General features: G+C 52.5%; 28 protein-coding genes, 4 tRNA genes and 1 other RNA gene. 24 read left to right on the top strand and 9 right to left on the bottom strand.

Annotated elements, in window-relative coordinates; translation table 11 throughout:
• Nucleotides 1-32 precede the first annotated feature (32 nt).
• Together ACFVYJ_RS12340 and ACFVYJ_RS12335 are read left to right on the top strand one after the other, a co-directional pair.
• Nucleotides 33-950, top strand: coding sequence for an AEC family transporter (locus ACFVYJ_RS12340; RefSeq protein ID WP_419415421.1), 918 nt, complete (start codon nucleotides 33-35; stop codon nucleotides 948-950).
• A gap of 247 nt (nucleotides 951-1,197) precedes the next feature.
• Nucleotides 1,198-1,323: a hypothetical protein gene (locus tag ACFVYJ_RS12335; RefSeq protein ID WP_419415422.1), complete on the top strand. Its 126-nt coding sequence runs from the start codon at nucleotides 1,198-1,200 to the stop codon at nucleotides 1,321-1,323.
• Nucleotides 1,324-1,328: 5 nt separating this feature from the next.
• On the opposite strand, the gene ACFVYJ_RS12330 is transcribed toward ACFVYJ_RS12335, so the two are convergent.
• The 4 genes from ACFVYJ_RS12330 to ACFVYJ_RS12315 all read right to left on the bottom strand — a co-directional run bounded on the left by ACFVYJ_RS12330 (nucleotide 1,329) and on the right by ACFVYJ_RS12315 (nucleotide 2,710).
• Nucleotides 1,329-1,919 (bottom strand): 5-formyltetrahydrofolate cyclo-ligase, encoded by a 591-nt coding sequence (locus ACFVYJ_RS12330; protein WP_419415423.1) that lies wholly within the window; start codon nucleotides 1,917-1,919, stop codon nucleotides 1,329-1,331.
• A 5-nt stretch (nucleotides 1,920-1,924) separates the two neighbouring features.
• Nucleotides 1,925-2,104, bottom strand: a non-coding RNA gene (gene ssrS / locus ACFVYJ_RS12325) — 6S RNA.
• A gap of 97 nt (nucleotides 2,105-2,201) precedes the next feature.
• Nucleotides 2,202-2,504, bottom strand: coding sequence for a cell division protein ZapA (locus ACFVYJ_RS12320; protein WP_419415424.1), 303 nt, complete (start codon nucleotides 2,502-2,504; stop codon nucleotides 2,202-2,204).
• Nucleotides 2,501-2,710, bottom strand: a complete 210-nt coding sequence (locus tag ACFVYJ_RS12315; protein ID WP_419415425.1) for a TIGR02449 family protein — start codon at nucleotides 2,708-2,710, stop codon at nucleotides 2,501-2,503. The genes ACFVYJ_RS12320 and ACFVYJ_RS12315 overlap by 4 nt, the downstream gene beginning before the upstream one ends.
• 160 nt (nucleotides 2,711-2,870) lie before the next feature.
• Here ACFVYJ_RS12315 and ACFVYJ_RS12310 point away from each other — a divergent pair, with 160 nt between their 5' ends.
• From ACFVYJ_RS12310 to ACFVYJ_RS12270, 9 genes are all read left to right on the top strand, one after another.
• Complete coding sequence (locus ACFVYJ_RS12310; protein WP_419415426.1) at nucleotides 2,871-3,476, top strand: UPF0149 family protein; 606 nt, start codon at nucleotides 2,871-2,873, stop codon at nucleotides 3,474-3,476.
• Complete coding sequence (gene pepP / locus ACFVYJ_RS12305; RefSeq protein ID WP_419415427.1) at nucleotides 3,477-4,793, top strand: Xaa-Pro aminopeptidase; 1,317 nt, start codon at nucleotides 3,477-3,479, stop codon at nucleotides 4,791-4,793.
• Nucleotides 4,790-6,040, top strand: coding sequence for a 2-octaprenyl-6-methoxyphenyl hydroxylase (gene ubiH, locus ACFVYJ_RS12300; protein ID WP_419415428.1), 1,251 nt, complete (start codon nucleotides 4,790-4,792; stop codon nucleotides 6,038-6,040). Before pepP ends, ubiH begins: the two co-directional genes overlap by 4 nt.
• Nucleotides 6,041-6,056: 16 nt before the next feature.
• Complete coding sequence (locus tag ACFVYJ_RS12295) at nucleotides 6,057-7,316, top strand: FAD-dependent oxidoreductase (RefSeq protein WP_419415429.1); 1,260 nt, start codon at nucleotides 6,057-6,059, stop codon at nucleotides 7,314-7,316.
• Between the two features lie 194 nt (nucleotides 7,317-7,510).
• Nucleotides 7,511-8,617, top strand: coding sequence for a glycine cleavage system aminomethyltransferase GcvT (gene gcvT / locus ACFVYJ_RS12290; protein ID WP_419415430.1), 1,107 nt, complete (start codon nucleotides 7,511-7,513; stop codon nucleotides 8,615-8,617).
• A 32-nt stretch (nucleotides 8,618-8,649) separates the two neighbouring features.
• Nucleotides 8,650-9,042, top strand: coding sequence for a glycine cleavage system protein GcvH (gcvH, locus tag ACFVYJ_RS12285; RefSeq protein ID WP_419415431.1), 393 nt, complete (start codon nucleotides 8,650-8,652; stop codon nucleotides 9,040-9,042).
• Between the two features lie 80 nt (nucleotides 9,043-9,122).
• Entirely contained in the window at nucleotides 9,123-10,319 is a 1,197-nt protein-coding gene (locus tag ACFVYJ_RS12280) for a class I SAM-dependent rRNA methyltransferase (protein ID WP_419415432.1), read from the top strand.
• Nucleotides 10,320-10,366: 47 nt separating this feature from the next.
• Complete coding sequence (locus ACFVYJ_RS12275) at nucleotides 10,367-11,404, top strand: NADP(H)-dependent aldo-keto reductase (protein WP_419415433.1); 1,038 nt, start codon at nucleotides 10,367-10,369, stop codon at nucleotides 11,402-11,404.
• Nucleotides 11,405-11,493: 89 nt separating this feature from the next.
• The gene (locus ACFVYJ_RS12270) at nucleotides 11,494-11,901 is read left to right on the top strand and encodes a CBS domain-containing protein (RefSeq protein WP_419415434.1); all 408 of its coding nucleotides are present in this window, start codon (nucleotides 11,494-11,496) and stop codon (nucleotides 11,899-11,901) included.
• Nucleotides 11,902-11,904: 3 nt separating this feature from the next.
• Here ACFVYJ_RS12270 and ACFVYJ_RS12265 read toward each other — a convergent pair whose 3' ends face one another.
• Nucleotides 11,905-12,558, bottom strand: coding sequence for a histidinol-phosphatase (locus ACFVYJ_RS12265; protein WP_419415435.1), 654 nt, complete (start codon nucleotides 12,556-12,558; stop codon nucleotides 11,905-11,907).
• Between the two features lie 179 nt (nucleotides 12,559-12,737).
• Here ACFVYJ_RS12265 and ACFVYJ_RS12260 point away from each other — a divergent pair, with 179 nt between their 5' ends.
• Together ACFVYJ_RS12260 and ptsP are read left to right on the top strand one after the other, a co-directional pair.
• The gene (locus ACFVYJ_RS12260) at nucleotides 12,738-13,223 is read left to right on the top strand and encodes an RNA pyrophosphohydrolase (RefSeq protein ID WP_419415436.1); all 486 of its coding nucleotides are present in this window, start codon (nucleotides 12,738-12,740) and stop codon (nucleotides 13,221-13,223) included.
• Nucleotides 13,224-13,238: 15 nt separating this feature from the next.
• Nucleotides 13,239-15,512, top strand: coding sequence for a phosphoenolpyruvate--protein phosphotransferase (gene ptsP, locus ACFVYJ_RS12255; RefSeq protein ID WP_419415437.1), 2,274 nt, complete (start codon nucleotides 13,239-13,241; stop codon nucleotides 15,510-15,512).
• Between the two features lie 22 nt (nucleotides 15,513-15,534).
• Here ptsP and ACFVYJ_RS12250 read toward each other — a convergent pair whose 3' ends face one another.
• Nucleotides 15,535-16,344 (bottom strand): NRDE family protein, encoded by an 810-nt coding sequence (locus tag ACFVYJ_RS12250; RefSeq protein WP_419415438.1) that lies wholly within the window; start codon nucleotides 16,342-16,344, stop codon nucleotides 15,535-15,537.
• Nucleotides 16,345-16,400: 56 nt separating this feature from the next.
• Here ACFVYJ_RS12250 and ACFVYJ_RS12245 point away from each other — a divergent pair, with 56 nt between their 5' ends.
• Both ACFVYJ_RS12245 and lgt read left to right on the top strand, forming a co-directional pair.
• Nucleotides 16,401-17,198: a sulfite exporter TauE/SafE family protein gene (locus ACFVYJ_RS12245; protein ID WP_419415439.1), complete on the top strand. Its 798-nt coding sequence runs from the start codon at nucleotides 16,401-16,403 to the stop codon at nucleotides 17,196-17,198.
• A gap of 18 nt (nucleotides 17,199-17,216) precedes the next feature.
• The gene (gene lgt / locus ACFVYJ_RS12240) at nucleotides 17,217-18,011 is read left to right on the top strand and encodes a prolipoprotein diacylglyceryl transferase (RefSeq protein ID WP_419415440.1); all 795 of its coding nucleotides are present in this window, start codon (nucleotides 17,217-17,219) and stop codon (nucleotides 18,009-18,011) included.
• A 39-nt stretch (nucleotides 18,012-18,050) separates the two neighbouring features.
• Here lgt and sorU read toward each other — a convergent pair whose 3' ends face one another.
• The 3 genes from sorU to ACFVYJ_RS12225 all read right to left on the bottom strand — a co-directional run bounded on the left by sorU (nucleotide 18,051) and on the right by ACFVYJ_RS12225 (nucleotide 20,740).
• Nucleotides 18,051-18,368: a SorU family sulfite dehydrogenase c-type cytochrome subunit gene (gene sorU, locus ACFVYJ_RS12235; RefSeq protein WP_419415441.1), complete on the bottom strand. Its 318-nt coding sequence runs from the start codon at nucleotides 18,366-18,368 to the stop codon at nucleotides 18,051-18,053.
• Between the two features lie 70 nt (nucleotides 18,369-18,438).
• Complete coding sequence (gene sorT, locus ACFVYJ_RS12230) at nucleotides 18,439-19,656, bottom strand: SorT family sulfite dehydrogenase catalytic subunit (RefSeq protein ID WP_419415442.1); 1,218 nt, start codon at nucleotides 19,654-19,656, stop codon at nucleotides 18,439-18,441.
• Nucleotides 19,657-19,888: 232 nt separating this feature from the next.
• Nucleotides 19,889-20,740: a thymidylate synthase gene (locus ACFVYJ_RS12225; protein WP_419415443.1), complete on the bottom strand. Its 852-nt coding sequence runs from the start codon at nucleotides 20,738-20,740 to the stop codon at nucleotides 19,889-19,891.
• Nucleotides 20,741-20,864: 124 nt separating this feature from the next.
• Between ACFVYJ_RS12225 and ACFVYJ_RS12220 the strand changes: the two genes are divergently transcribed.
• The 9 genes from ACFVYJ_RS12220 to ACFVYJ_RS12180 form a co-directional block, all read left to right on the top strand.
• Complete coding sequence (locus ACFVYJ_RS12220) at nucleotides 20,865-21,368, top strand: dihydrofolate reductase (RefSeq protein ID WP_419415444.1); 504 nt, start codon at nucleotides 20,865-20,867, stop codon at nucleotides 21,366-21,368.
• Nucleotides 21,369-21,377: 9 nt separating this feature from the next.
• A complete protein-coding gene (birA, locus tag ACFVYJ_RS12215) occupies nucleotides 21,378-22,355 on the top strand; it encodes a bifunctional biotin--[acetyl-CoA-carboxylase] ligase/biotin operon repressor BirA (protein WP_419415445.1) in 978 nt (325 codons plus the stop codon).
• The gene (locus ACFVYJ_RS12210) at nucleotides 22,352-23,068 is read left to right on the top strand and encodes a type III pantothenate kinase (protein ID WP_419415446.1); all 717 of its coding nucleotides are present in this window, start codon (nucleotides 22,352-22,354) and stop codon (nucleotides 23,066-23,068) included. Before birA ends, ACFVYJ_RS12210 begins: the two co-directional genes overlap by 4 nt.
• The gene (locus ACFVYJ_RS12205) at nucleotides 23,065-23,754 is read left to right on the top strand and encodes a hypothetical protein (RefSeq protein WP_419415447.1); all 690 of its coding nucleotides are present in this window, start codon (nucleotides 23,065-23,067) and stop codon (nucleotides 23,752-23,754) included. The genes ACFVYJ_RS12210 and ACFVYJ_RS12205 overlap by 4 nt, the downstream gene beginning before the upstream one ends.
• Nucleotides 23,755-23,779: 25 nt before the next feature.
• Nucleotides 23,780-23,855 (top strand) — tRNA-Thr (locus tag ACFVYJ_RS12200).
• Between the two features lie 26 nt (nucleotides 23,856-23,881).
• Nucleotides 23,882-23,965 (top strand) — tRNA-Tyr (locus ACFVYJ_RS12195).
• A gap of 12 nt (nucleotides 23,966-23,977) precedes the next feature.
• Nucleotides 23,978-24,052 (top strand) — tRNA-Gly (locus ACFVYJ_RS12190).
• Between the two features lie 9 nt (nucleotides 24,053-24,061).
• A tRNA-Thr gene (locus ACFVYJ_RS12185) sits at nucleotides 24,062-24,136 on the top strand.
• 79 nt (nucleotides 24,137-24,215) lie between these two features.
• Nucleotides 24,216-24,541, top strand: a 326-nt coding sequence (locus tag ACFVYJ_RS12180) for a GTP-binding protein (protein ID WP_419415448.1), incomplete at its 3' end; no start/stop codon positions are given.

Below are 24,541 nucleotides of genomic sequence, written 5' to 3'. Positions count from 1 at the left end.
CGCGTTATTGTTGTTTGGCCCAATATACCATCATGAATGAAATAATCAGTGCCCTGTGGCCGGTGTTTATGCTTTTGTTGCTGGGATATTGGGCACAAAGGCAGAATTTTCCTGGTCCAGGCTTCTGGCAGCAAGCTGAAAAAGGCACTTATTATGTGTTGTTTCCGGTCATGCTGGTGGAAAAACTTAGCACGGCCCCTATCGACCAGATCGATCTGTGGCAGACCGGTACGGCGGTGCTGTTGCTACTGCTGCTGGGCAGCGCGGCGGTGCTTGCCTGCCGTAAACTGATCTCTGGGGCAGCTGCGTTTACCTCGGTTTATCAGGGGGCAGTGAGATTTAATACCTATGTTGGCCTAGCGGCAGCTGCAGTGCTCTATGGTGACCCTGGCCTGGCACAGGCTGCCGTGATCGCGGCGTTTATGATTCCTTTGCTCAATCTGTTTTGTGTGCTGGTGTTTGTGGTTTTTGTTGGTGGCCATGCCAGCTGGATGAATGTCCTCAAAACATTATTGACCAACCCGTTGATTGTCGGATCTTTGTTGGGCCTGGGGCTAAACCTGACGGATCTAGGTTTACATCCGGCGTTGCAGCCAGTGATGGGATTGCTGGGACAGATGGCGCTGCCAATGGGTTTGCTGGCAGTGGGGGCAGGTTTGAGTTTTCATTTTCTCCTGCGAAGTTGGCAGCCCGTGTTGCTGGCGACGCTGATCAAGTTACTGGTCTTCCCCTTATTGGCGGTCGGCTTGGCAAACCTGGTGGGTTTGCCGGCGCTGAGTGCACAATTACTGCTGTTGTTTGCGGCACTGCCAACTGCGAGTTCGGCTTATATCCTGGCTCGACAGATGGGGGGGGATGCGCAACTGATGGCTGGCATTATTACCGGTCAGACCCTGTTGGCCATGCTGACAATGCCTTTGTTGTTGGGGCTTTTGGCGCAGTGGTTATAACGCAGCCTGTCGCCGCGCTTTACTTGCTTGTTGCCTATTAGCAGGCAAAATAATTATGGAAAACCGATATAAATCAGCCGTTAAACTGGCACTTTTGTATGTTTTTCTTAATATTTTCGGCTAAATTGCCGATAAAGATGGTGATTCCGTTAAAAAGTGGCTTGCAAAAAAACTGAAATATGGAACACTAGCTCGCAGCATACTTAAACGGATGTTTGCTAAATAACGTGGACGTTAAGGCATAATTATGAAAAAGAGCCCTGACCTGGTTATGGTGTTGGTAATAGTTTTTGTACTTGGCTCGGTAATGACCGGGGTATCTCACGCCGATTTCCAGTTTACCTCCCTGATCCAACAGGTATTTAATAGCTGATTATTCTATCCCGATCCGGGATATAGATGTTGATCAGTCGCTATCATATCGAGTGGGATATCCCAGCTCTCCACCGCTAGTCTCTCTACTTTTTGTAGTTCGTGTGCCAGGCCAATCAGCCTAGGCCCTACGATGCCGCGTGTCTGATTTCTGTATGCAAACGTTCGGTCATAATAGCCGCCCCCCATCCCCATGCGATTCCCCTGTGCATCAAATGCGACCAATGGCAGCAGAACAAGATCGAGTGCCCAGGCAGGGCGAAGCCGTCTTGGGCGGAGTATAGGCTCATCAATGCCGTAACAGTTTTTATGCAGCTTAGTGCTGGCGCGATAAGGTAAAAACCATAATTGATTATGGCGAATCGGGTGGAGTACAGGCAGATATGCGGTCTTGCCGCGTGCCCAGCACAGTCGTAATAAGCACCGTGGGTCAATCTCCCCATCACTGGGCAGGTAGAAGGCAATATGTCTGGCGTTTATGAATCTTGGATGGTTGCGCAGCTGGCGCATCAACCCCTCTGCTGCACGGTGCTGTTGTGCTGTGCTCAGGCTACGGCGCGCCTGGCGTATTTTTTGACGAAGGGTTGTGCGTTCCATGGTGAAAGGTCCCCGGGGTGCCGGTGTCAGTCATGGCCCTGAACCCGAAGGTTCAAGGAGGCGGCGGTTGAAACTCATAAGGCTTTCCGAAGCTCGGACATGCTCACTTGAATCTGCAGACCGCTGCCAAGGGTGTGATTATCGGCTCGAGGGACTTAACCGACTGTCGAACACCCCAGGGCTGTCACCATTATACCCTATCCTGACCGGGTGTCAGGTCTTGAAAAATCTGTGATATCTGTTAACGGCGCATTAAGTTTATGATTTTAAATAACTTAATTTTTAATCTTGATCGAGGTGCTGCAGAGCCTGATCGACTTTATGGCCAAGCACTTTAAGGCGGGTTTCGACATCTGCATTGACGTCATGCTTGGTCTGCAGCAGCTCATGGGCGAGATTCAGGGCGGCCATGATGGCAATTCTTTCCAGGCCAAGCACTTTGCCGGTTTTGCGGATTTCCTGCATTTTTTCATTCAGTAGCACTGCAGAGGTGAGCAATTCTGCTTCCGCATCAGCCGGACAGTTAATGCTGTATTCCTTGCCGAGCAGCTTTATGGTCACTGCCTGTGAGCCTGAGGGTGTCATGCGTTTTGCTCCAGTGTTTTAAGGCGCTGAATCATGGCTGAAATTTTGTTCTGAGTTTGCTCGTTTAGCTGAATCAGCTGCGCGCGTTCCTCTTTCAGCATTTGCTCCCGATCGCGCAGCTGGGCATTTTCCTGCTCCAGGCGGGCGCAATGCTCCAGTAACCGGTCAATTTTGTACTCCAGGGCGTTGAAATAATGCTCGGTCATCGGGCCTGGTGGCTCCCTTCAGGGTGACTGTTTCCCACTGACTATAATCAGCGGCGCAGGCGGGGTCAATGACGCTGCATGGGCTGGGCGGTCATGCTAGGATTAGGGCAGATTTGCGCCTGACAAGCAGGCACAGTTAAGAACGATAAGACGGATTCTGATGGATAAGCCAATTCTACAAATGCCTGCGTTTGATCAGGTCGCCAATATGTTGGTGGCCGAGTCGGTGATGGATGTGTCACCTGCTGAACTTCATGGGCATATTACCGGGCATGTTGCGGCAGGTGCCCGCATGAAACCGGCAAACTTGCAGGGTATTGCCTGTGAACTGCTTGATATTGCCGCGCTGGCTGACTCAGGCAGTGCCGGTTTGCTGCAACACCTGTACCTGGCTAGCTGCGGACAGCTGGAAGGCACGGACTTGGATTTCACCCTGTTATTGCCTAATGATGATGACGATATTGAGCAGCGCGCTGAGATGCTGGGCTGCTGGTGCCAAGGTTTTTTGAGCGGATTCGGCTTGTATGGCAAGCATACGGAAGAATCGCTTTCTACGGAGGCCAAAGAAACCTTGCATGATTTGGCGAATATCGCGCAGATCTCACTGGACCTTGAGGGTACAGAGGAGGAAGAGTCTGACCTGATGGAGATCGAAGAATACGTCCGCATGGTCGTGCTAATGCTGTTCACCGAATGTAATCAGGCACTGGTTAAACAGGCGCAGGCTCTGGCTGATGCGCAGCCAGGCAAGGGCAGGTTGCACTAAATGAAATTAAGCCAAGCCGTATTTGCTGAACGTCGCCAGCGTTTAATGCAGAAAATGACGGCCAATAGTCTGGCTATTATTCCTGCGGCGCAGATGCAGTCCCGCAATAGTGATGTTGAATATCCGTTCCGCCAGGACAGCGATTTTTATTACCTGACCGGCTTTAACGAGCCTGATGCGGTATTGCTCCTGTTGCCGGAGAGAGATGCCGGTAATACCGTGATGTTCTGCCGTAACCGTGATCCTTTGATGGAGATTTGGAACGGTTATCGGGCAGGTCCTGAAGGCGTTGAGGCTGAATATGGTATGGCAGAAGGGCATCCGGTCGAGCAAATCGATGAGCTGCTGCCGCAATTGCTGGATGGCGTTGAGCGTATCTATTACGCCATCGGTCAGGACGAACAACTTGATCAGCAGATTCGCCACTGGCTCAACCTGATTCGCGGCCAGGCCAGACAGGGTGCGGTTGCACCCAGTGAATTGGTGATGTTGGACCACCTGCTGCATGAGATGCGTTTATTTAAACAGCCGGAAGAGCAGGACCTGATGCGTCGGGCGGGTGAAATCTCCGCTCAGGGGCATATTCGTGCTATGCAGTATTGCCGTCCGGGGGTGTATGAATACCAGCTGGAAGCAGAAATTCTGCATTATTTTATGCAGCAAGGTTGCCGGCAGCCTGCATACAGTTCAATTGTTGGCGGTGGAGCCAATGCTTGTGTACTGCATTATATCGAGAACAGTGAACCCTTGATGGAGGGTGACCTGGTGTTGATCGATGCCGGTTGCGAGCTGGATTACTATGCCGGTGATATCACCCGTACATTTCCGGTTAGCGGGCGGTTCAGCCCGGAACAAAAAGCATTGTACGAGCTGGTGTTGCAAGCGCAGCTGCACTGTATTGAGATGATTCGCCCCGGTGTACTGTGGAATGCAGTGCATGAGGCGTCAGTGCAGGTATTGACTGAAGGTCTGGTGGCGTTGGGGCTATTGCAGGGTGAGGTGGCCGAGTTGATTGAACAGGGTGCCTATCGTGATTTTTACATGCACCGGGCCGGCCACTGGCTAGGCATGGATGTGCATGACGTTGGCGACTACAAAGTTGATGACGAATGGCGGCCGCTGGAACCGGGTATGGTGATGACGGTTGAGCCGGGACTATATGTGGCAGCGGATAACCAAGCTGTAGAACCGCGCTGGCGCGGGATCGGTATTCGCATTGAAGACGATGTGCTGATCACGCCTGAGGGTTGTGAAGTACTGACCGCAGCGGTGCCCAAGCACGTTGCCGATATTGAAGCGTTAATGGCGGCACAATGAAACAGCACTATGACCTGGTGATCATTGGTGGCGGTATGGTGGGTGCCAGTCTGGCATGTGCATTATTGCCCGCCAGTGAACGCCTTGGCCTAAAGATTGCCGTGATAGAAGCGCACCCTATGCCTCAGGCTGATAGTCTGGAATATCAGCCCAGTTATGATGCTAGAGCCACAGCGCTGGCTTATGGTAGTCGCTCCATTTATGAGGCGATGGGGGTCTGGCCTGCGCTATCGCAGCATCTGGCACCGATCGAGCATATCCATGTTTCCGACCGTGGTCAGTTTGGGACGGCCCACCTGCGTGCCAGTGATGAGCAGCTTCCGGCACTGGGTTATGTGATTGAGAACCACTGGCTGGGCTCGGTGCTACTGAATCACCTGACACACCAGACATCCGCCGAGCGGGTTGATTTTCTTTGTCCGGCGGAAGTGACCGATATTCGCTTTACTCCTGAGGGTAATAGCGTGGATCTGCAGATGGATGGATCAGCATTGACCCTGCAGGCGGAATTGGTTGTGATGGCTGATGGTGGGCGCTCGCCCCTGCGGGATAAGCTGGGGATTCATTATCAAGAGCATGCGTATCAACAACATGCCTTGATTGCTAACCTGACCCTTGATCGGCCACACGGTGCAGTGGCTTATGAACGCTTTACTGATACTGGTCCGATGGCTTTGCTGCCACTAACAACACTGGCGAGTGAGTCCCGGGTAGCGTTGGTCTGGACCTTGCCGTCTGAGCAACTGGATGGCATACAGGCGCTGTCTGACGAACAGTTTATCGCTCAGGTGCAGGAACGTTTTGGCTATCGTGCCGGGCGTATTATCAAAACCGGGCAGCGTGCCTGTTACCCGCTAAAGCTGGTTGTCGCAGAAGAGCAGGTGCGGCGAGGGCTGGTGGTGTTAGGCAATGCTGCCCATGCATTACACCCGATCGCAGGTCAGGGTTATAACCTGGCGTTGCGCGGCGTGGCAGCATTGGCAGAGCAGCTTATCCAGGCACGAGAACAAGCCAAAACATTGGGTGATCTTCAGGTATTACAGGACTTTTATGACCAGCAAAAGCGGGACCAGCAGCGTACCATCGACCTGAGCGATCAAGCCATGCAGCTGTTCTCCAACCGGCAACCACTGCTGGCGGCGGGTCGTAGCCTGGGCTTGCAGTTGTTGGATATATGTCCGCCGATAAAAACGCTGTTTGCCCGAGGTGCTATGGGACTGGATACGCCGGCTCCCCGGTTAAAATAAGGCGAAAGAGACGAATATGACAGCAGCGCTGGATGCAGATGTAATTGTGGTGGGTGCCGGTATGGTGGGGCTGACCGCTGCCTTGGCAATGCATCAGGCCGGTTTCAACGTGCTGCTGCTGGAGCAGCGAGCCCTGCAGCCGGAGCAGGCAGTGGCTGATGTTGAGGCCGCCAGTCAGCAGGGCTTCGATCCCAGAGTCAGTGCGCTTACCTGTGCCTCACAACAAATATTTTCGGCACTGGGTGCCTGGCCAACGATGCAAGCCTTGAGAGTCAGTCCGTATACCGATATGGATGTATGGGACGGGCAGGGAACCGGCCAGGTGCAGTTTTCTGCTGCCGCTTTGCATGAGCCCTGTCTTGGCCATATCGTCGAGAATCGAGTGACGGTGGCCGGACTGTGCCAGGCTCTCGAGCTGACTGGTATAAGGCTATTAACCGAAATAACCATCAGCACGATGCGCCAGCATGCAGCGGGCCGGACGCTGGTGCTGGATGATGGCAGAGAACTCACGGCGCAGCTGGTGGTTGCGGCGGATGGTGCCCACTCCCATATTCGTCAGTTGGCGGGTTTGCCTATGTGCGAATGGGACTATGGCCATCATGCCATCGTGACTACGGTGGAAACCGAGCGGTCGCATCAGACAACCGCCTGGCAACGCTTTACAGAGGATGGTCCCCTGGCCTTTCTGCCGCTCAATGACGGCGGTGTCAATCAGCATAGTTCGATTGTCTGGTCGACGTCACCGCAGCATGCTAATGCGTTGATGGCGCTGGATGATTCTGCTTTTTGTCAGGTACTGGGCAAGGCGTTCGAGCACCGCTTAGGACAGGTGGAAGCGACGGCTGAACGCTATGCTGTGCCTCTGCGCCAGCGCCATGCACAATACTATATTAAGCCGGCTTTTGCTGTTATCGGCGATGCAGCTCATACCATTCATCCGCTGGCGGGGCAGGGCGTAAATCTAGGTTTGTTGGATGCTGCTCAGTTAACTGAAGTTGTGCAGCAGGCGAAGCAGCGTGGTGAAGATATCGGCAGTGTCACAGTTTTGCGTCGTTTTCAGCGGGTACGGCAGAGTGAAAATCTAAAAATGACCGCCGCCATGGAAGGTTTTAAGCAGTTGTTTGGTCAGCAAAATGGCTGGCTGGGTTTGCTGCGAAACACCGGGATGCATGTATTTCAACGGGCACCGTCGGTGAAAAATCATCTGGTCTTACAAGCGATGGGGCTGCGTGGCGCCTTGCCTGAGTTGGCGAAAAGACCGGTCAAACTATAATGTATTCAAGTGGTTAAGCCTGAGTAAGGCTAATTCTTTGGTCGCAAGGATGCTGTCATATCATGGCCTTCTGCGATCAAAGATTGAACTAAACCAAGAATCCCTATAAATTGTCATCCCTTTTTTTGCATTTTCAGGCTGTTTTAAGTGTATGCCTGAGGCGTTTAGACCGTATTCAGCAGAGTTATTAAAGCATGGGTAGCAAAACCGCACTGTACGCAAAACATCAGGAAATGGGTGCCAAACTGGTTGATTTTGGTGGTTGGGATATGCCCATCCACTATGGATCACAGGTTGAGGAACATCATCAGGTACGGCAGTCTGCTGGCATGTTTGATGTGTCGCATATGACGGTAGTAGATGTGACAGGCACCGATGCAAAAGCTTATCTGCGTAATTTGCTGGCGAACGATGTCGCCCGCCTGAAAACCAAGGGCAAAGCACTCTACAGCGGTATGCTGAATGAAAACGCTGGTGTGATAGATGATTTGATTGTCTATCTGATGACCGAACCGGGTGTTTCCGGTGAATGGTTCCGGGTTGTGGTTAACTGTGCTACCCGGGAAAAAGATTTACGCTGGATGGCCGAGCAAACCGCCAAATTTGATGTTGCGCTGACTGAGCAACCGGACTTGGCGATGGTGGCTGTTCAGGGGCCGAAAGCGATCGAGTTGGCCAGCACGGTGCTAACGGAATCCCGCGCTAAAGTCGCTAGCCAGTTGACTGTGTTTCAGGGCCAGGAAGTGCAGGGTTGGTTTATTGCCCGCACGGGTTATACCGGAGAAGATGGCCTGGAAATCATGGTGCCGGATGATGAAGCAGATGCTTTCTGGCAAGCACTGGCAGATGCGGGGGTCAGTCCTTGTGGCTTGGGTGCTCGCGATACGCTGCGGCTTGAGGCAGGTATGAATCTGTATGGTTCTGATATGGATGAAAGCGTATCGCCACTGGCTGCAAACATGGGCTGGACCATTGCCTGGGAGCCAGAAACGCGTGAATTTATTGGCCGCAGTGCACTTGAAGCACAGCGTGCTGCCGGTAACCAGCAAAAGCTGGTAGGGCTGGTGCTTGAAGGTCGCGGTGTATTGCGTGGTCATCAGAAGGTTATTATTGATGGCGTTGGCGACGGGGAAATTACCAGTGGTACCTTCTCGCCAACCCTTGGTCACTCCATCGCCATGGCTCGAGTGCCAGCGGCAACGGCTGATACTGCGGTTGTTGAGATGCGAGGTAAACTGATTCCGGTTCGGGTGCTGGCGAAACCAGCATTCGTGCGTAACGGTAAAAAAGTGTTCCAATAAGTTAAACTGGGCTGTAACGGTAGGACATAATCATGAGCAATATCCCATCTGAATTGAAATATGTTGCCAGTCACGAGTGGGTGCGCGTCGAAGGCGACGGCACTGTTACCGTAGGCATTACCGACCATGCTCAGGATCTGCTGGGTGATGTGGTGTTTGTTGAATCGCCTGAAGTCGGCGCTGAAATTGCCGCAGGTGAAGAGGCGGGTGTCGTTGAATCTGTAAAAGCGGCATCGGATATTTATGCGCCGATTGCAGGTGAAGTCGTGGCAGTGAATGAAGCACTGGAGGACTCACCAGAGCTGGTAAATTCTGACCCATACGGCGATGGTTGGTTCTTTAAACTGAAACTGACTGATGCTGATGAGCTGGTTGAACTGCTGGATGCTGAAGGCTACGCAGAGCACTGCGAATCCGACGCCTGATCCACTGGTCAGCAGTCTTGATCTGAAATATAGCTGTCCCGGCCCTGCGCCGGGACAAGCGTCTCTAACACCGGAAACTTATGTCTTTGCAAACTCTTAAGCTGAACAGTGGTGCTGACCGCCGCTTGCGTGGTGGTCATGTCTGGATTTACAGCAACGAAGTGGATAACAAGGCGACCCCGCTAAAGGCGTTTGCGCCGGGCGAGCAGGTAGTGGTTGAGACCGACAAGGGGAAACCGCTGGGAATCGCCTATGTGAACCCGAATACCTTGATTTGTGGTCGTATCATCAGTCGTGACCTGAAATATCCACTGGATCGTTCCCTGTTAATCCACCGTATTAATATTGCACTCTCCCTGCGGCAGCGTAATTTTAAAGAAGATTGCTACCGTCTGGTGTTTGGTGACAGTGACGGTTTGTCTGGCCTGGTGATAGACCGCTTTTACAATATTTTTGTAGTACAGGTCTCAACTGCCGGCATGGAGCAGGTGATTCCGGAGATACTGGAAGCATTGAATAAGGTCTTTACTCCCGAAGCTGTTTTGCTGCGAAATGACGGTAAAATGCGCGATCTTGAGGGTTTGGAGACCTATATTGAGGTGGCTCAGGGAGTGCTGCCGGATCTGTGCCCATTAACCGAAAACGGGGTGTCATTACTGGCACCGCTGGAGCATGGCCAGAAAACCGGCTGGTTTTATGATCACCGTACTAACCGCGCTCGGATGCAGTCATTGGTTAAGGATAAACAGGTCTTAGACTTGTTTAGTTACGTCGGTGGCTGGGGTGTGCAGGCGCTGGCAGCTGGGGCAGAGCAGGTGACCTGTGTGGATGCGTCGCATGTGGCACTGGATGTGGCGCTGGAAAATGCCAAACTGAATAATGCCGCTGCTCGATTCGATGCCCTGCATGGCGATGCGTTTGATGCCTGCAAGGAGCTGATTGAGCAGAAGCGCAAGTTTGACGTGGTGGTGCTGGATCCGCCAGCATTTATCCAGAAGAAAAAAGATATTCGGAATGGTGAACGAGCCTATGCCCGCATGAATAACTTTGCCATGCGGTTGTTGAATAAAGACGGCATCCTGATTTCTGCATCCTGCTCCATGCACTTGCAACGAGACCGGCTGGTGGACATTATTCGTGCCAATGGCCGCGAACTTGATCGTATGGTGCAGATCTTTGATCAGGGGCATCAGGGAGCGGACCATCCGATCCATCCTGCCATTCCGGAAACGGATTATCTGAAAGCCTACTTTGCCCGGGTGTTGCCTGCTTTCTAAAGCCGGTCCTAACCTGCCCCGGGCTATTGCAGCACAGGGGGTATGAGATGCAGTATCAGTCATTGGGTCGATCTGCGCTGAAGGTCAGCCGTATCTGTCTGGGTACCATGACCTTTGGGTGCCAGAATAATCAGGCAGAAGCGTTTGAGCAGCTAGATTATGCCTGGTCGCAGGGCGTGAATTTTCTCGATGCGGCTGAAATGTATCCGGTGCCGGTGAGTGCTGAACATCAGGGTATGACCGAAACTATTATCGGCAACTGGATGCAGGCTCGGCAGAATCGCAGCAAGGTCATTGTTGCCACCAAGGTGGCTGGACCGGGCGAGATGGTGAGCTTTCTCCGCCCTGATATGCACCTGGATCGAGATAATATTCGCCAAGCGGTTCATGATAGCCTGCGCCGATTGCAAACGGACTATATCGACCTTTACCAGCTGCACTGGCCAGACCGGGCAGCCAACTTCTTTGGCCGGCTGGGCTATCAGCATCAGCCGGAGTCAGACGGCACGCCGATTCTGGAAACGCTGCAGGCGCTGAAAGAGCTGGTAGAAGAGGGCAAGGTGCGTTATGTCGGGTTGTCCAATGAGACACCCTGGGGCTGCATGACCTTTCTCAAATACGCGGAGCAACTTTGTCTGCCGCGTGTGATCTCGGTACAGAATCCATATAGTCTGCTTAACCGTTCGGCAGAGGTTGGCCTGGCGGAAGTGATGCAGCGGGAAGAGGTGGGTTTGCTGGCATATTCTCCGTTGGCATTTGGTACCCTCTCCGGTAAATACCTCAATGGTGCCAGTCCAGAAGGCGCGCGTCTTACTCTGTTTCCTGAATATACCCGTTATCAGAAAGAGCAAGGCAAGCAGGCCGTTGCCGCCTATGTGAATCTGGCGCGGGACGCCGGTATCTCGCCCGCGACATTGGCTTTGGCGTTTGTGAACAGTCGCCCGTTTCTTGGCAGTAATATTATTGGTGCGACCCGGATGGAGCAGTTAAAAGAGAATCTGGACTCGGTTAATTACTCGTTGTCAGAAGATCTGCTGGAGCGGCTGGAGCTGATTCATCAGCGTTACTCCAACCCTTGTCCATAAATCACCTGCTCACTCTGCTTAGTCATGGCTGGCGGTTATCAGGTTATTTGCCACACTGTAAGTGAGCTAAGCAAATATGGGGTTTCATCATGTTACAGGTAAAGGATGCCATGTATCCGGTGAACCAACCGCTTGCGCCCAACATGGGACTGGTTGAGGCGGTGGATCGCATTCTCGATGCCGGTGTGATTGGCTTGCCGGTGGTCGATCATGACCATCAAGTGGTAGGGTTTTTATCGGAGCACGATTGTCTGCCGTTTCTGGTGACCGGCAGTTATCACTGCGACAGTCGTATTCAAGTGAGTGACATCATGTATAACAGGCCGCTGACCGTGTCGCCCAACAAGAGTATTGTCGACCTGGCACAAGAGATGGGGCTAAACCGGCCGAAGGTATATGCAGTAGTCGAGGAAAGTCGGCTGGTGGGTTTGATTACCCGCAGCATGGTGATGCGGGAGCTAAATAGCTCCCTGAAACACTGCAAAGTTGTTGCCTGAGTCTCAGCGTAGGCTAATGACTGGCCAACCACGGGAGGTTGCGGTGTCCTGCAGTTTCGCATCGGGATCGACAGCCACTGGGAATGTCACTTGCTCCAACAGGGGCAGATCGTTTATTGAGTCACTGTAGAAATAGCTGCCATCCAGCGAATGCTGGGTTTCATCCAGCCACTCGTGCAACCGGGTAACCTTGCCGTGTTGGAAGCAGGGGGTGCCGGTAACCTTTCCGGTATAGCCTCCGGCATTTTGCTCCGGCTCGGTGGCCAGTAACGCATCAATGCCCAGCTTCGCTGCGATAGGTCCGGTAACAAATCGGTTGGTAGCGGTGATGATAAGTAGAAAGTCACCCTGATCGCGATGCTTCTGCAGTAGTGCCTCTGCCTTCTCCAGCATCATTGGCGCCACTTTTTGTTGCATGAATTGTTGATGCAGGGTCTGCAGCTGGTTCATGCCGAGCTGAGCCAGTGGCCGCAGGGCAAATTCCAGAAATTCATTAATATCCAGCGTACCCTGTTGATAGCATTGGTAGAAGTGATCGTTGGCATGGCGGTATTCATCGGTATCCACGATACCCTGTTCACACAGGAACTCCCCCCAGGCGTGATCACTGTCGCCGCCCAACAAGGTGTTATCAAGATCAAATATTGCCAGTGCCAAGGTGCTCTCCTACCCGTTATATGCTGCAGACGCGGCAAGCATAGGGTGCTTGTTGGCGTATTGCAATGTGGAGAATGCAGGGCGTGACCCTAGGAGAAATGCTTGATGTGAAGTTAATTTGCTGAAAAATAATGAAATGTGGAACAATAGGTTTTAAAACAGTTGTTAGGATATCAACGGTGATTGATTCAGACGGGTTCAGACCGAATGTCGGTATCATTCTGGCAAACTCGTTGGGTCAGGTTCTTTGGGCAAGACGGATTGGACAGGATGCGTGGCAGTTCCCTCAGGGTGGTATCAATGAAAATGAAACCCCTGAGCAGGCAATGTATCGAGAGCTACGTGAGGAAGTTGGGCTGTCTCCAGAGGATGTAGAAGTTGTAGCGGTAACCCGAGGTTGGTTGCGCTACCGTCTGCCCAAACGCATGATCCGGCGCCATACCCAACCAGTGTGTGTGGGCCAGAAACAAAAGTGGTTCCTGTTGCGCATGTTGAGTGCCGACAGTGCAGTAACAATAGATCATACTGACTCGCCGGAGTTTGATGGCTGGCGTTGGGTTAGTTATTGGTATCCATTGGGACAGGTGGTCTCTTTTAAGCGAGAGGTCTATCGTAAAGCCATGAAGGAGTTGTCTCCGAAGTTGACTCGCTTCCATAACTTTTAACCCGGGACGAAGCAGATGCTGGAAGTGCTGAGAAAGATTGTGCAAGAGGTAAGCCTCGCGCCCGATCTAAAATCAGTGGTCGATATGCTGGTAAAAAGCATTCGGCATGCGATGCAGACTCAAGTCTGCTCGGTATATCTGTTTGATGCGGATGAGCACAGCTATGTGCTGATGGCGTCCGAAGGCCTGAATCAGGAAGCGATTGGCAGTGTTCGCCTTTCTGCCGGTGAAGGTTTGGTCGGTATGGTGGTGCAGCGCGCTGAGCCTATCAATCTGGAAAAAGCTGACGAACACCCTGCGTTTAAGTATGTTGAAACCACCGGAGAGGAACGCTTCAGCTCATTTCTGGGTGTGCCCATTATTCATCACCGCGATGTGCTGGGTGTATTGGTTGTGCAGCAGAGAGAGCAGCGCCGCTTTGACGAAAGCGAAGAAGCGTTTCTGGTCACCTTGTCAGCGCAGCTGGCAGGCGCCATTGCCCATGCTGAAGCCACGGGTTCGCTGGGTAGAATCGGTGAACCTGAAGCCACTAAGGTTGAACTGCATTTTGATGGTGTACCGGGTTCGTCAGGTGTTGCCATAGGTCAGGGTGTGGTGGTGGCTCCACCGGCAGACCTTAACTCTGTACCGGATAAACCTGCGGGTGATATTGAGGAAGAGGTTGAGAGCTTTGCTGCAGCGCTGGAGCAGGTGCGCAGCGATGTGCGTGCAGTCAGCCTGAGCCTGGCTAAGCGCCTGCGTTCGCAGGAACAGGCATTGTTTGATGTATATCTGCGCATGTTGGAAGACAACGCCCTGGCGGGTGAGGTGGTGGCACGGATCCGGCAAGGGGTGTGGGCACAATCTGCATTGCGCGACGTTATCTTGGAACACGTGCGTAAGTTTTCCATGATGGAAGACCCCTATCTTCGTGAGCGTGCTACCGATATACGTGATCTTGGCCGCCGCATTCTTGCCTATCTTCAGGAGTCTAATACCCGCCCCCAGGAATTTACCGATACGACTATTCTGGTGGCGGATGAGCTTACGCCCGCCATGCTCGGTGAAGTGCCCACTGATAAGTTGGTGGGATTGGTCTCTGTGCATGGTTCCAGTAATTCGCATGCCGCTATTTTGGCGCGCTCGCTTGGCATTCCGACCATTATGGGTGTGGTCGACCTTCCCTATACCAAAATGGATGGTCGTGAACTGGTGCTGGATGGTTATTCAGGGCGCGTGTATGTGCAGCCAGGCGAAGAGCTGCGGGCGGCATATGCAGAGATTCTGCGGGATGAAAAAGAGCAAGCGGCAGAACTGCAAACGCTGAAAAACCTGCCTGCTGAAACGAAAGATGGGCACCACATCCCGTTGTGGGTGAATACGGGCCTGTTGGCGGATATTGGTCGTTCTCTGGAGCGCGGTGCTGAAGGTATTGGTTTGTATCGTACCGAAATTCCGTTTATGACCCGCGACTTCTTTCCTAGTGAGCAAGAGCAACGGCAGACCTATCATCGCCAGTTGAAGGCGTTTAGTCCACGGCCGGTGACCATGCGCACCCTGGATATAGGTGGTGATAAGAGCCTGTCCTATTTCCCGATAGAAGAAGATAACCCTTTCCTTGGCTGGCGTGGTATCCGTGTTACGTTGGATCATCCGGAGATCTTCATGGTGCAGGTGCGGGCCATGTTACGGGCCAGTGAGGGGCTGAATAATCTGCGTATCATGTTGCCGATGGTTACCAGCATGCATGAAATTCAGGAAGCTAGCCGTCAGATTGGTCGTGCGGTGCTGGAGCTGCAAGAGGAAGGCTGTGCCATTGAGCGACCTGAAGTTGGTGTCATGGTTGAGGTGCCTGCGGCCGTTTATCAGATACGTCAAATTGCCCGGTTGGTAGATTTTATCTCGGTTGGCTCCAATGACCTTGCGCAGTACCTGTTGGCAGTGGATCGCAATAACCCGCGGGTATCCGATCTGTACAATGGCTATCATCCTGCAGTGTTGCAGGCGCTACGTTTTGTCGTTCGAGAAGCGCATAAAGAGGGGGTGCCGGTATCCATTTGCGGAGAGTTGGCGGGTGAGCCCGGTGGTGCGCTGTTGCTCATGGCCATGGGCTACGACACATTATCGATGAACGCCACTAACCTACCGAAAGTGAAAGCAGCGATTCGTAAGATTAACCTGACCGATGCTCAGGCACTGTTGAAAGAGGTCATGTCGATGGACGATGCCGAGATGATTCAGCAGGTAATTGCCCGGCGTCTGGCAGAGCAGGGTGTTGCCCAGCGTTACCTGCCCTTTATCCCCGGCTAGGCCAAGCTTAGCCCCTTCTTAATTACCCCAGTGGCGGAACCTGTAATGTGAAATGCACAGGCTCGTCGTATGACGCAGCGGGGTATGTCTTTTCATATAGGTCTGTGTGGCCCGAAGTGTGTTGCACTAACAGACTGGTAGAGCGTGTGCCGTACAGTTCTGACTGGATAAAAACCGGTGCCAATAAGTGTTCCAGCTCTGCCCCTACGCCAGTGTCAGGTAGTAGCCCAGGATCGGGTTGGTGTCGGTCTGTCATTAGGTTTAATAATAAGTCGCTGTCTAACAGCTTCTGATTCAGTAACTCAGCAAATCGCTGCTTGGCTAACTCAAGTTTGGGCCAGGGTGTGTCTAGTAAAGCATTGCTCAGCCCATAAACGCCTGGCGTTAATTGTTTAATCGCGGAGTTTTGGTTGGAGTGATAGTACAAGCCATAGGTATCTCCCAGCAGTAAGTTGTAGCCTGGGAAATGGTGCGCAGTCGTCTGTAGCTGGGTCAGGTAGTCGGTGCAATTCTGGCTGCCGGTTAGAAAATCTCCGGGCAACTGCCCTCGTGAGTAGCCTTCAATGCTGGTTGCTTTGCCCTGTCGATAATTAGTGATTGCGGCAAAACGCCCTTGTGTATTGATGCCCATCCAAGTGCCGCCGGCTTGTAAGTCTTTGCCTGCCAGTAAGTCAGGTTGTTCCGGCCAAAATTGCATGGCACGGGTGGGACGGGCGTAAAATTCATCCCGGTTTGCCAGCAGTATTAAGGGGTAATCAGGGTGGCAGCGGTAAGCGAAGACGATGAGGCACATGGCAGAAGTAAAATCAGCATATTTCCGATAAGATAGCACGCATCACTGCTAAGTGAGCGATACAATTTTTGACCCCCTTATTACAGGTATCTCCTATGCTGCTGACCCTTATCACTTATCTGGTGCTTGGTGCACTGGCCGGAACGGCGGCGGGTTTGTTTGGTATTGGCGGTGGTTTGCTGATAGTCCCGGTGTTGGTTTTTACGTTTCAGGCTCAGGGCATGCCGCCAGAGGTGCTTACCCATGCGGCGGTTGCCACTTCGTTGGCAACCATAGTGATTACATCCATCAGCTCCATGCGGGCACACCAGAAAAAACAAGCGGTGCGCTGGGATATATTCTGGCCGCTGACAGGTGGTATCTTGCTGGGGGCAGTGTTGGGTGTGAATACGGCGGTGCAGTTGCCGGGCAGCTGGTTGCAAATAGCACTGGGTTGCTTTGCCTTAACCGTTGCCGTGCAGATGGCGCTGAACCTCAAGCCAGACGCAGGTGAAACAGCCGTTTCTAAGCCGGGGCTATCGGTCGCAGGTGCGGTTATCGGTTGGGTCTCGAGCATCTTTGGTATTGGCGGCGGGACTTTAACGGTGCCGTATTTGTCTTGGCGGCGGGTAGTCATGCAACACGCGGTGGCGACTTCAGCGGCCTGCGGTTTGCCAATTGCGATTGCGGCGGCCATTACCAATATATGGGTCGGGTGGCACGCACCGCAGATGCCTGAATGGAGTGCGGGTTATATTTATCTGCCAGCGTTTATGGGTATTGTGTTAACCAGCTCGCTGTTTGCCGGGTTTGGCGCGAAGCTGGCGCACAGCCTGCCTCCGCTGCTACTCAAACGGATTTTTGCAGGCTTTTTGGTTGTGGTTGGTTTGCGATTTTTGATCACCAACATCTGATAATAATGGAGTGTGATTGTGTGGGTGCATAACATTGATCCTGTTGCCTTAAACCTGGGGCCTCTGCAGATCCACTGGTATGGCCTGATGTACCTGTTGGGGTTTGCTGCTGCCTGGTGGTTGGGGGCTCGTCGTGCTCGTCGTGCAGGCTCAGGTTGGACTGAAGATCAGGTATCTGATTTGATTTTCTGGGGTGCCATCGGGGTGATTCTAGGGGGCAGGCTGGGTTATGTGCTGTTTTATAACTTTGACCAGTTTCTGCAGGAACCGCTCTGGCTGTTCGCTATTTGGGAGGGCGGTATGTCTTTTCATGGCGGCTTGCTTGGCGTGGTTTGTGTCATGTTTCTGTTTGCCCGCAAACAGGGGAAAACCTGGATGCAGGTGACCGATTTTCTCGCGCCGTTGGTGCCTATTGGCTTGGGTGCGGGGCGAATTGGTAACTTTATCGGCGGCGAACTCTGGGGACGCGCGGCTGAAGTGCCCTGGGCGGTGGTTTTCCCTCGCGCAGGTGATGGTTTGGCGCGGCACCCGTCACAGCTTTATGAGTTTGCGCTGGAAGGTGTTTGTCTGTTTTTATTGCTGTGGTGGTTTTCCCATAAGCCGCGTCCTGTGATGGCGGTTTCAGGCTTGTTTCTGTTGTTGTATGGGGTCTTCAGAAGCGTTGTTGAATTCTTCCGCGAACCCGATGCGCAATTGGGTTTTGTTGCTTTGGATTGGGTTACCCAAGGCCAGTTACTTTCATTACCGATGATTGTGCTAGGCGTGGTACTTCTGGTGCTGGCTTATCGGCAATCGGCGGACACTTCTACATAAGCTGTATTCGTTTCTGTAACACCCCTCGCCTGTCATTTGCTACTCCAGACGGCTGGCGGTTGCGACGTAGTGTGCAACGGCCTTGATCTGCGCTGGGGTAAGGGACTCGCTGAAGGATGGCATGACTCCGCTGCCACTGGTTACCACATTGATCACTTGAGTCACAGTCGGTTTCAGCTCATTCAGGTTGGGGCCTATATCGCCACTGGCATCGGCATCTTTCAGCGTATGACAGATGCTGCATGAAGGACTGGCGACTGCGGTGAACAGGGCTCGTCCCGTCTGAAAAGCATCACCTGCCGCTAGTTGGCCAGTCCAAACAACAGCGGTACTTGCGAGCAATAGGCATGTGCGCATGCGAGTTCCTCTATAAAGTTGCCTGAAGATGGCACCTGCTTGGAAGATGCCATCTTCAGGCATGTGAACTTCAGCTGACTTGTAATGAAAGACCGTGGTCGGACCAGCTGTTATTGCCATAGCCTCGCTCGTTGTCTGTGCGATGCTTGGGCTGAGTCTGCCCATTTATATCGGTTGCCCTGCTGACAATTTCGTAGGTTCCCGGCTTCAGGTCAGTGGCAAAAACAAAGGGCCGCCAAGCGTAAGGACCCATATCAGCACCGAGAAAACGTGCTGCCTGCCAAGTTTTGCCTGCATCCATAGAGAGTTCGATTTTCTCGAGTGGAACGGTGCCCCCGAAAGCGACACCGTAGATCATGTTGATGCCAGCTTTGCTGCGGCTAACCGGTGATGTCACCCAGGATTTCACCGGCATTTCCCACATGGAAGGCTGGTCTGGTGCACCTTTTTCGCCAACGGGGCGGATGCGGTAGCCAGAGGCCTGAATTTTTGCGGTGGTTTGTTGTTCAGTGAAGGCGATCTGTTTTACATATTTGACGTTATTAACACCAAAGTATCCCGGTATGACTATCCGTAACGGGCCACCATGAGCCAGGGGCAAGGGTTCATCATTCATCTCCCAGGCAAGGATGGCATGATCCAGCGCACGAAGCGGAACTGAGCGTTCGACTACCACGAGTTTTTGATCAAGCCCTTCTGGCAGGGTTTCTCCGCCGGTGCTGGTGATATATTGCATGCCGGCTTGATACCCCCCCAGTCTGTCGATCACTTGTTTTAAGGGCACACCCGTCCAGGCAACGCACCCGGCTGCGCCTGTAGCCCATTGCGTACCCCCGGGGCCATGTTCAAAGAAGGCGCGGCCATTGCCTGAGCATTGCAAAACAGCAACCACTGTCTCAACACCGATCTTTTTAAGCTCTGCGACGGTTAAGGTGGCAGGGCGGTTGACCCCTTCTATGCGTATTTCCCATGCATCGGCATTGGTCATGACCTCGGCGCTTGGTGGCGGCAGGTTATTACGCACATATAGCCTGTCAGTGGATGTGATGCCGCCGCTACCAATGGCATCGCGCTTGGTTTCAATGGTTTTTTTACTGTGAACAATAACCGCATCAGCTTCTTTCCAGACGGCATAATCGGGCAGCGCCAATTTTTCTTCTGCGCGTGCCAACGGAGAGAGAGGGATTAAACTCAACGCGGCAAAAGTACCCGCTCCTCCCAGTAAAACTCTGCGTCGTCCAGGGTTGGTTAAGCAGCTTGCGGTTTCAGTGTTGTCGATGGCTTTCATTGTTTTTATCCTCACGCCTAACATCGCTGCAATAAGCTTTTCTATTAGCTTTATTGAATATTAGTTTAGAACCGGGTGGTGTGTTAGCAAGCGTAAGGAGGGGTGCCGACTTGAGAGTTTTTCCGGTAAATATTGTAGGAACCGGAAATGATTTTGGGTTGCCAGAGGTTGATTGGGCACAGCAGCAAGCCTAATCAGGTGCTGTTAGGAGATTATGCGGTACAGGCGCTATCTATACAGAGAAGGGGTACTGGATAGGGTCGTGGTGTTGGTAACCTTCAACTTCAAAGTCGTTCACGGTGACCCAGGTCTCCAGGTCTTCCAGTGTTTTGATCTTAGGATTGATCTTTAAGGTCGGCAGGTCGAGGGGTTCCCGTTGCAACTGAACATCCCGCATCAGTGCCACCTGATCTTCATAGATGTGTGCGTTGACAATCTTATGGTACGCCTTGCCGGGTTTGTGTCCGGTAATCTGCGCCATGATTGCCAACAGGAAATAGACCTGGATCATATTGAACGTGAGGCCCAGCGGCACATCGCAGCTTCTTTGCGTACTGTTCAGATACAGGGTGTCTCCTAGCAGGGAGAAGTGGTGGCTGTACATGCATGGGCGCAGGCAACCCATATGGAAAGCGCCTGGATGGTAAAAAGTGTAGATTTCACCGCGATCATCAATGCCCTGACTCAGGTCATCAACTATTTTGCGCAACAGGTCAATGCTACCACCGTCAGGCTTAGGAAAATTGCGCCCGATCTTGCCATAGATAAAACCGCAGTCATCGGTCCCTTTGCGGTAGGGGTTAGCAAGCCAGTCAGTGTTTTCATTAGCATTGGCATCCCAGGTTTTAGTGCCAATATTGCGAAAATCAGCGGCATTGTCATAGCCGCGCAGATAACCCAGCATTTCAGCGATGGCTGATTTATAGAAGGTTTTGCGGGTGGTTACCATTGGCAACTGGCCTGCGCCTACGTCGTAGGTCAGGTCAGCGTTAATAACAGTCAAACAGCGCTTTCCGGTGCGTTTGTTTTCAACCCAGACACCTTCATCAATTATGTTCTGGCAAAGATCTAGGTACTGTCTCATTGGTTTGTTATTAACACCTGTGGTTAAATTTACGTTTGCCCCGCCATGTTACCAAAGCTCTTTGCTTTGACAAAGGCCGGATTGGTGATGGTCAAGTCAGAGTTTTGCCCTGTTAGGAGTGTTTATGAAACTGGCGATTATTGTCGCTCAGGCAAAAAACCGGGTTATCGGTGTCAACAATACGTTGCCGTGGCACCTGCCAGAGGATCTGCGTTATTTCAAACAGGTTACCATGGCTAAACCGATTATCATGGGGCGCAAAACGTATGAGTCGATTGGTCGGCCGTTACCGGGCCGGGAAAATATTGTTATCAGTCGACAAGCAGATTATGCCCCGGTTGGGGTGCGGGTTGTGCCATCCATAGAGGAGGCCTGCGCCTTGGCAGAAGATATCTGTCTGATTAATGGGCAGGATGAAGTTATGGTAATTGGCGGTGCCCAAATTTATGGTCAGGCGCTGCCGCAGGCGGATCGGCTCTATATAACCCAGGTAGATGCGGATATTGAAGGCGATGCCTGGTTTCCCGAAGTTGATTATTCACTATGGCAGGAGGTGGCGCGTGAGGATTTTGCCCCTTCCGGGGATAATCCCTATGCCTACAGTTTCTTGGTTTATGAAAAGGACTAGCTAACAGCCATGACAGTCAGATCACTGTTATCCATTTTGTCTGACGGTAAGTTTCATTCCGGTCAGGAGCTGGGTGAACACCTGGGAATCAGTCGCAGCGCAATCTGGAAGCATATGCGTCGGCTGGAAGAAGACGGCCTGGAGATTTACAGCGTCAAAGGGCGCGGTTATCGAATTCCAGGCGGACTGGATCTGCTTAATACTGGGCAGCTGGATCAGCTGTTGGCACCTGCGTTGCGTCAGCAATTAGGTCAGGTTGATCTGCAGTTGAATACGGCTTCCACCAATGCGGCGGCCATGAGTGATTGTTTGCGTGGGAATTGTCACGGCAATCTTTATCTTGCTGAACAGCAGAGCGCAGGCCGTGGCCGCAGGGGGCGTACCTGGGTCAGTCCGTTTGGTCGCAATCTGTATTTTTCGCTGGTCTGGCGCTTTGATCAGGGTATCGGGGCGTTGGAAGGGTTAAGCCTAGTGGTGGGCCTGGCATTGGTTCAGGCGCTGGAACGAATGGGTTTGTCTGGTGCTCAACTTAAGTGGCCTAATGACTTGTTGGTTAACGGCCGTAAGCTGGCGGGCATTCTGCTGGAAATTAACGGCGAAACCTCTGGTGCTTGCCAGGTGGTGATAGGTGTGGGTATTAACGTCGCCATGCCTTATGTTCAAGGCGAGCAGATTGATCAGCCATGGACCGACCTGGCCACAGAAATGCGTGGCGAGGGTTTATTGCGTAATCAGGTGTTGGCGTCATGCCTGAATGAGTTGATTCCTCTGTTGGTGCAATTCAGTGAACGTGGTTTTGTCGAGTTTGCCGAGCACTGGCAGAATTACAATGCGCATCAGGGTCAGCCGATTATTCTGAAGGTGGGTGAAGAAGAGGTTGCAGGCGTCTGTCAGGGTGTCGATGCTTCCGGAGCCCTGTTGCTGGAGACGGGGCAGGGAGTTCAGACTTATCATGGCGGCGAAATCAGTATTCAGCGTAGCTTATGATTCTGGAAATTGATGCTGGCAACAGTTTTCTCAAATGGCGCTGCACTACATCTGATGGCGGTGTTTCGAGTGGTCGCGAGACTTATACATCTCTATTACAGCGTCGTCCTGACGCGTGGTCTACTACGTTCGATTTGGTAAGGATTGCTTCAGTGGCAGGGGAGGCTGTGGAGTCTTCTTTACGGCAATGGCTGCAGCCGCTCACTGTTTCTCCTTTATATTTCGCCCATACCAGTGCGGTCTGTGCCGGTGTGACGAATAGTTATGCTGATCCGTCCCGTATGGGTGTCGATCGTTGGCTGGCGATGCTAGCGGCGTTTAATGAATGTCGTGGTGCCTGTTGTATCGTTGATTGTGGTAGCGCGGTCACGGTGGATTATCTTTCGGCACAAGGTCAGCATCTGGGTGGTTATATATTGCCGGGTATCCGGCTGATGACCGAGAGCTTGCTTAAAGATACAGCCGGGGTACGGTTTGCAGAGCAAGAGATGACAGCGCACCTGACAACACCGGGGACAGACACCGCTAGCGCGGTGGGGCACGGGGTTAATTTTTTGTTTGCGGCACTGCAGGAGAAGGTACTGTCGGAATTGTCGGCTGAAATGACATTGTTCATTACCGGCGGCGATGGTTTGCTGTTTCGTCAGTTGGCCAATCACGGTGAGCTGCGGGAGCATCTGGTATTGGATGGTTTACGTTGGTGCCAGGCATGATTTTGCTGCGCTGGGGTTTGCTGTTGTTATTGCTGGCCAACTGTATGCTGTTTTTCTGGTTCTCTATGCAGGCAGGCAGCAATGAGGAGGCGCAACGGGCTGCGGCAGACTTGCAGCGGTTGCGCTTGCTGGATGAGATTCAGGCAACGGAATTGCAACCCAAGCAGGAGCCATTGGCAGAAGTTGCGCAGGGTAATATCTCAGGCTGGTGTTATGAGATCAGTGGTTACCAGCGGCAAAGCAGGGCGCTGGCCCAGCAACAATGGCTTCAGGACAGGCAGGTTACCGCCTATGTTGAGTCAGAACGTACTGAATTGCAGCGACGTTACTTGCTGCAGTTGCCGGCGGGCGTTTCGATCTCTGAGCGGCTGAGGTTGCTGGATGCATTAAGAAAGCATGACTTGGCAGGTGTTCAGGCGGACATGTCTGGTATGCGTCGGACGCTATCGGTGTATGATTCTGAGCGTGATGCAGATCAGGCCCGAGCCTTGCTGGGATTATTGGATGTGCAGCCGTCGGTAGTGTCAGACAGTCCTTATGCGGTGACTTTTAAGGTGCTGTTTGATTCGGGGATTGATGAAATTTTATTCAATAAAATCAAAGAAATAGTTGCATCCGAGTTGGTTGAGCTAAAAATTCGAAAAAAAGTGTGTGCAGGGGTTGAAAGCCTGAAACGTACTGAGTAATATACGCGCCACTTCGTTGTTGTGAGCCGGTATAGCTCAGTTGGTAGAGCAACTGACTTGTAATCAGTAGGTCCCGAGTTCGACTCTTGGTGCCGGCACCATTTCAACAACGAAGCATCGAAACGATGGTGAGGTTCCCGAGTGGCCAAAGGGATCAGACTGTAAATCTGACGCGCGAGCTTCGGTGGTTCGAATCCACCCCTCACCACCATTCGACAGCAAGGCGGGTATGGTATAGTGGCTATTACCTCAGCCTTCCAAGCTGAAGAGGCGGGTTCGATTCCCGCTACCCGCTCCAGCACTTTATGCTCAAGTAGCTCAGGGGTAGAGCACACCCTTGGTAAGGGTGAGGTCGGCGGTTCAATTCCGCTCTTGAGCTCCATATTTGAAGGGTAGATATAGCAATATATCTGCCCTTTGCTATATTTGGCGCTTCGCAACTCAAACGTAGAGAATGGATCATGGCTAAAGCACAATTTGAACGTTCCAAACCGCATGTAAACGTAGGTACTATCGGCCACGTTGACCACGGTAAAACTACCCTGACCGCAGCACTGACTCGCGTATGCGCAGAAGTATGGGGCGGTAACGCTGTTGCGTTTGATGGTATTGATAATGCGCCAGAAGAGCGTGAGCGTGGTATCACTATCGCGACTTCTCACGTTGAGTATGATTCGCCAGCACGTCATTATGCGCACGTTGACTGCCCAGGGCACGCTGACTATGTGAAAAACATGATCACTGGTGCGGCGCAGATGGATGGCGCGATTCTGGTATGTGGCGCGAC

Origin of the sequence: Pontibacter sp. JAM-7 (assembly GCF_048548695.2) — a bacterium.
Taxonomy (GTDB): Bacteria; Pseudomonadota; Gammaproteobacteria; order Pseudomonadales; family Balneatricaceae; genus Neptuniibacter.
Note: the sequence above shows the minus strand (reverse complement) of the source record. Positions and strands in the feature narration are given on the sequence as shown.

Excerpts from the sequence above, each read along its gene's own strand:
- ubiH (WP_419415428.1), top strand. The coding sequence starts at position 4,790 with ATGAAACAGCACTATGACCTGGTGATCATTGGTGGCGGTATGGTGGGT.
- ACFVYJ_RS12245 (WP_419415439.1), top strand. The coding sequence starts at position 16,401 with ATGCTGCTGACCCTTATCACTTATCTGGTGCTTGGTGCACTGGCCGGA.
- ACFVYJ_RS12315 (WP_419415425.1), bottom strand. The coding sequence starts at position 2,710 with ATGACCGAGCATTATTTCAACGCCCTGGAGTACAAAATTGACCGGTTA.
- ACFVYJ_RS12310 (WP_419415426.1), top strand. The coding sequence starts at position 2,871 with ATGGATAAGCCAATTCTACAAATGCCTGCGTTTGATCAGGTCGCCAAT.
- ACFVYJ_RS12225 (WP_419415443.1), bottom strand. The coding sequence starts at position 20,740 with ATGAGACAGTACCTAGATCTTTGCCAGAACATAATTGATGAAGGTGTC.
- gcvT (WP_419415430.1), top strand. The coding sequence starts at position 7,511 with ATGGGTAGCAAAACCGCACTGTACGCAAAACATCAGGAAATGGGTGCC.
- ACFVYJ_RS12280 (WP_419415432.1), top strand. The coding sequence starts at position 9,123 with ATGTCTTTGCAAACTCTTAAGCTGAACAGTGGTGCTGACCGCCGCTTG.
- sorT (WP_419415442.1), bottom strand. The coding sequence starts at position 19,656 with ATGAAAGCCATCGACAACACTGAAACCGCAAGCTGCTTAACCAACCCT.
- birA (WP_419415445.1), top strand. The coding sequence starts at position 21,378 with ATGACAGTCAGATCACTGTTATCCATTTTGTCTGACGGTAAGTTTCAT.
- ACFVYJ_RS12330 (WP_419415423.1), bottom strand. The coding sequence starts at position 1,919 with ATGGAACGCACAACCCTTCGTCAAAAAATACGCCAGGCGCGCCGTAGC.
- sorU (WP_419415441.1), bottom strand. The coding sequence starts at position 18,368 with ATGCGCACATGCCTATTGCTCGCAAGTACCGCTGTTGTTTGGACTGGC.
- ACFVYJ_RS12210 (WP_419415446.1), top strand. The coding sequence starts at position 22,352 with ATGATTCTGGAAATTGATGCTGGCAACAGTTTTCTCAAATGGCGCTGC.
- ACFVYJ_RS12335 (WP_419415422.1), top strand. The coding sequence starts at position 1,198 with ATGAAAAAGAGCCCTGACCTGGTTATGGTGTTGGTAATAGTTTTTGTA.
- ACFVYJ_RS12205 (WP_419415447.1), top strand. The coding sequence starts at position 23,065 with ATGATTTTGCTGCGCTGGGGTTTGCTGTTGTTATTGCTGGCCAACTGT.
- ACFVYJ_RS12270 (WP_419415434.1), top strand. The coding sequence starts at position 11,494 with ATGTTACAGGTAAAGGATGCCATGTATCCGGTGAACCAACCGCTTGCG.
- pepP (WP_419415427.1), top strand. The coding sequence starts at position 3,477 with ATGAAATTAAGCCAAGCCGTATTTGCTGAACGTCGCCAGCGTTTAATG.
- ACFVYJ_RS12320 (WP_419415424.1), bottom strand. The coding sequence starts at position 2,504 with ATGACACCCTCAGGCTCACAGGCAGTGACCATAAAGCTGCTCGGCAAG.
- gcvH (WP_419415431.1), top strand. The coding sequence starts at position 8,650 with ATGAGCAATATCCCATCTGAATTGAAATATGTTGCCAGTCACGAGTGG.
- ACFVYJ_RS12275 (WP_419415433.1), top strand. The coding sequence starts at position 10,367 with ATGCAGTATCAGTCATTGGGTCGATCTGCGCTGAAGGTCAGCCGTATC.
- ACFVYJ_RS12295 (WP_419415429.1), top strand. The coding sequence starts at position 6,057 with ATGACAGCAGCGCTGGATGCAGATGTAATTGTGGTGGGTGCCGGTATG.
- ACFVYJ_RS12340 (WP_419415421.1), top strand. The coding sequence starts at position 33 with ATGAATGAAATAATCAGTGCCCTGTGGCCGGTGTTTATGCTTTTGTTG.
- ACFVYJ_RS12220 (WP_419415444.1), top strand. The coding sequence starts at position 20,865 with ATGAAACTGGCGATTATTGTCGCTCAGGCAAAAAACCGGGTTATCGGT.
- ptsP (WP_419415437.1), top strand. The coding sequence starts at position 13,239 with ATGCTGGAAGTGCTGAGAAAGATTGTGCAAGAGGTAAGCCTCGCGCCC.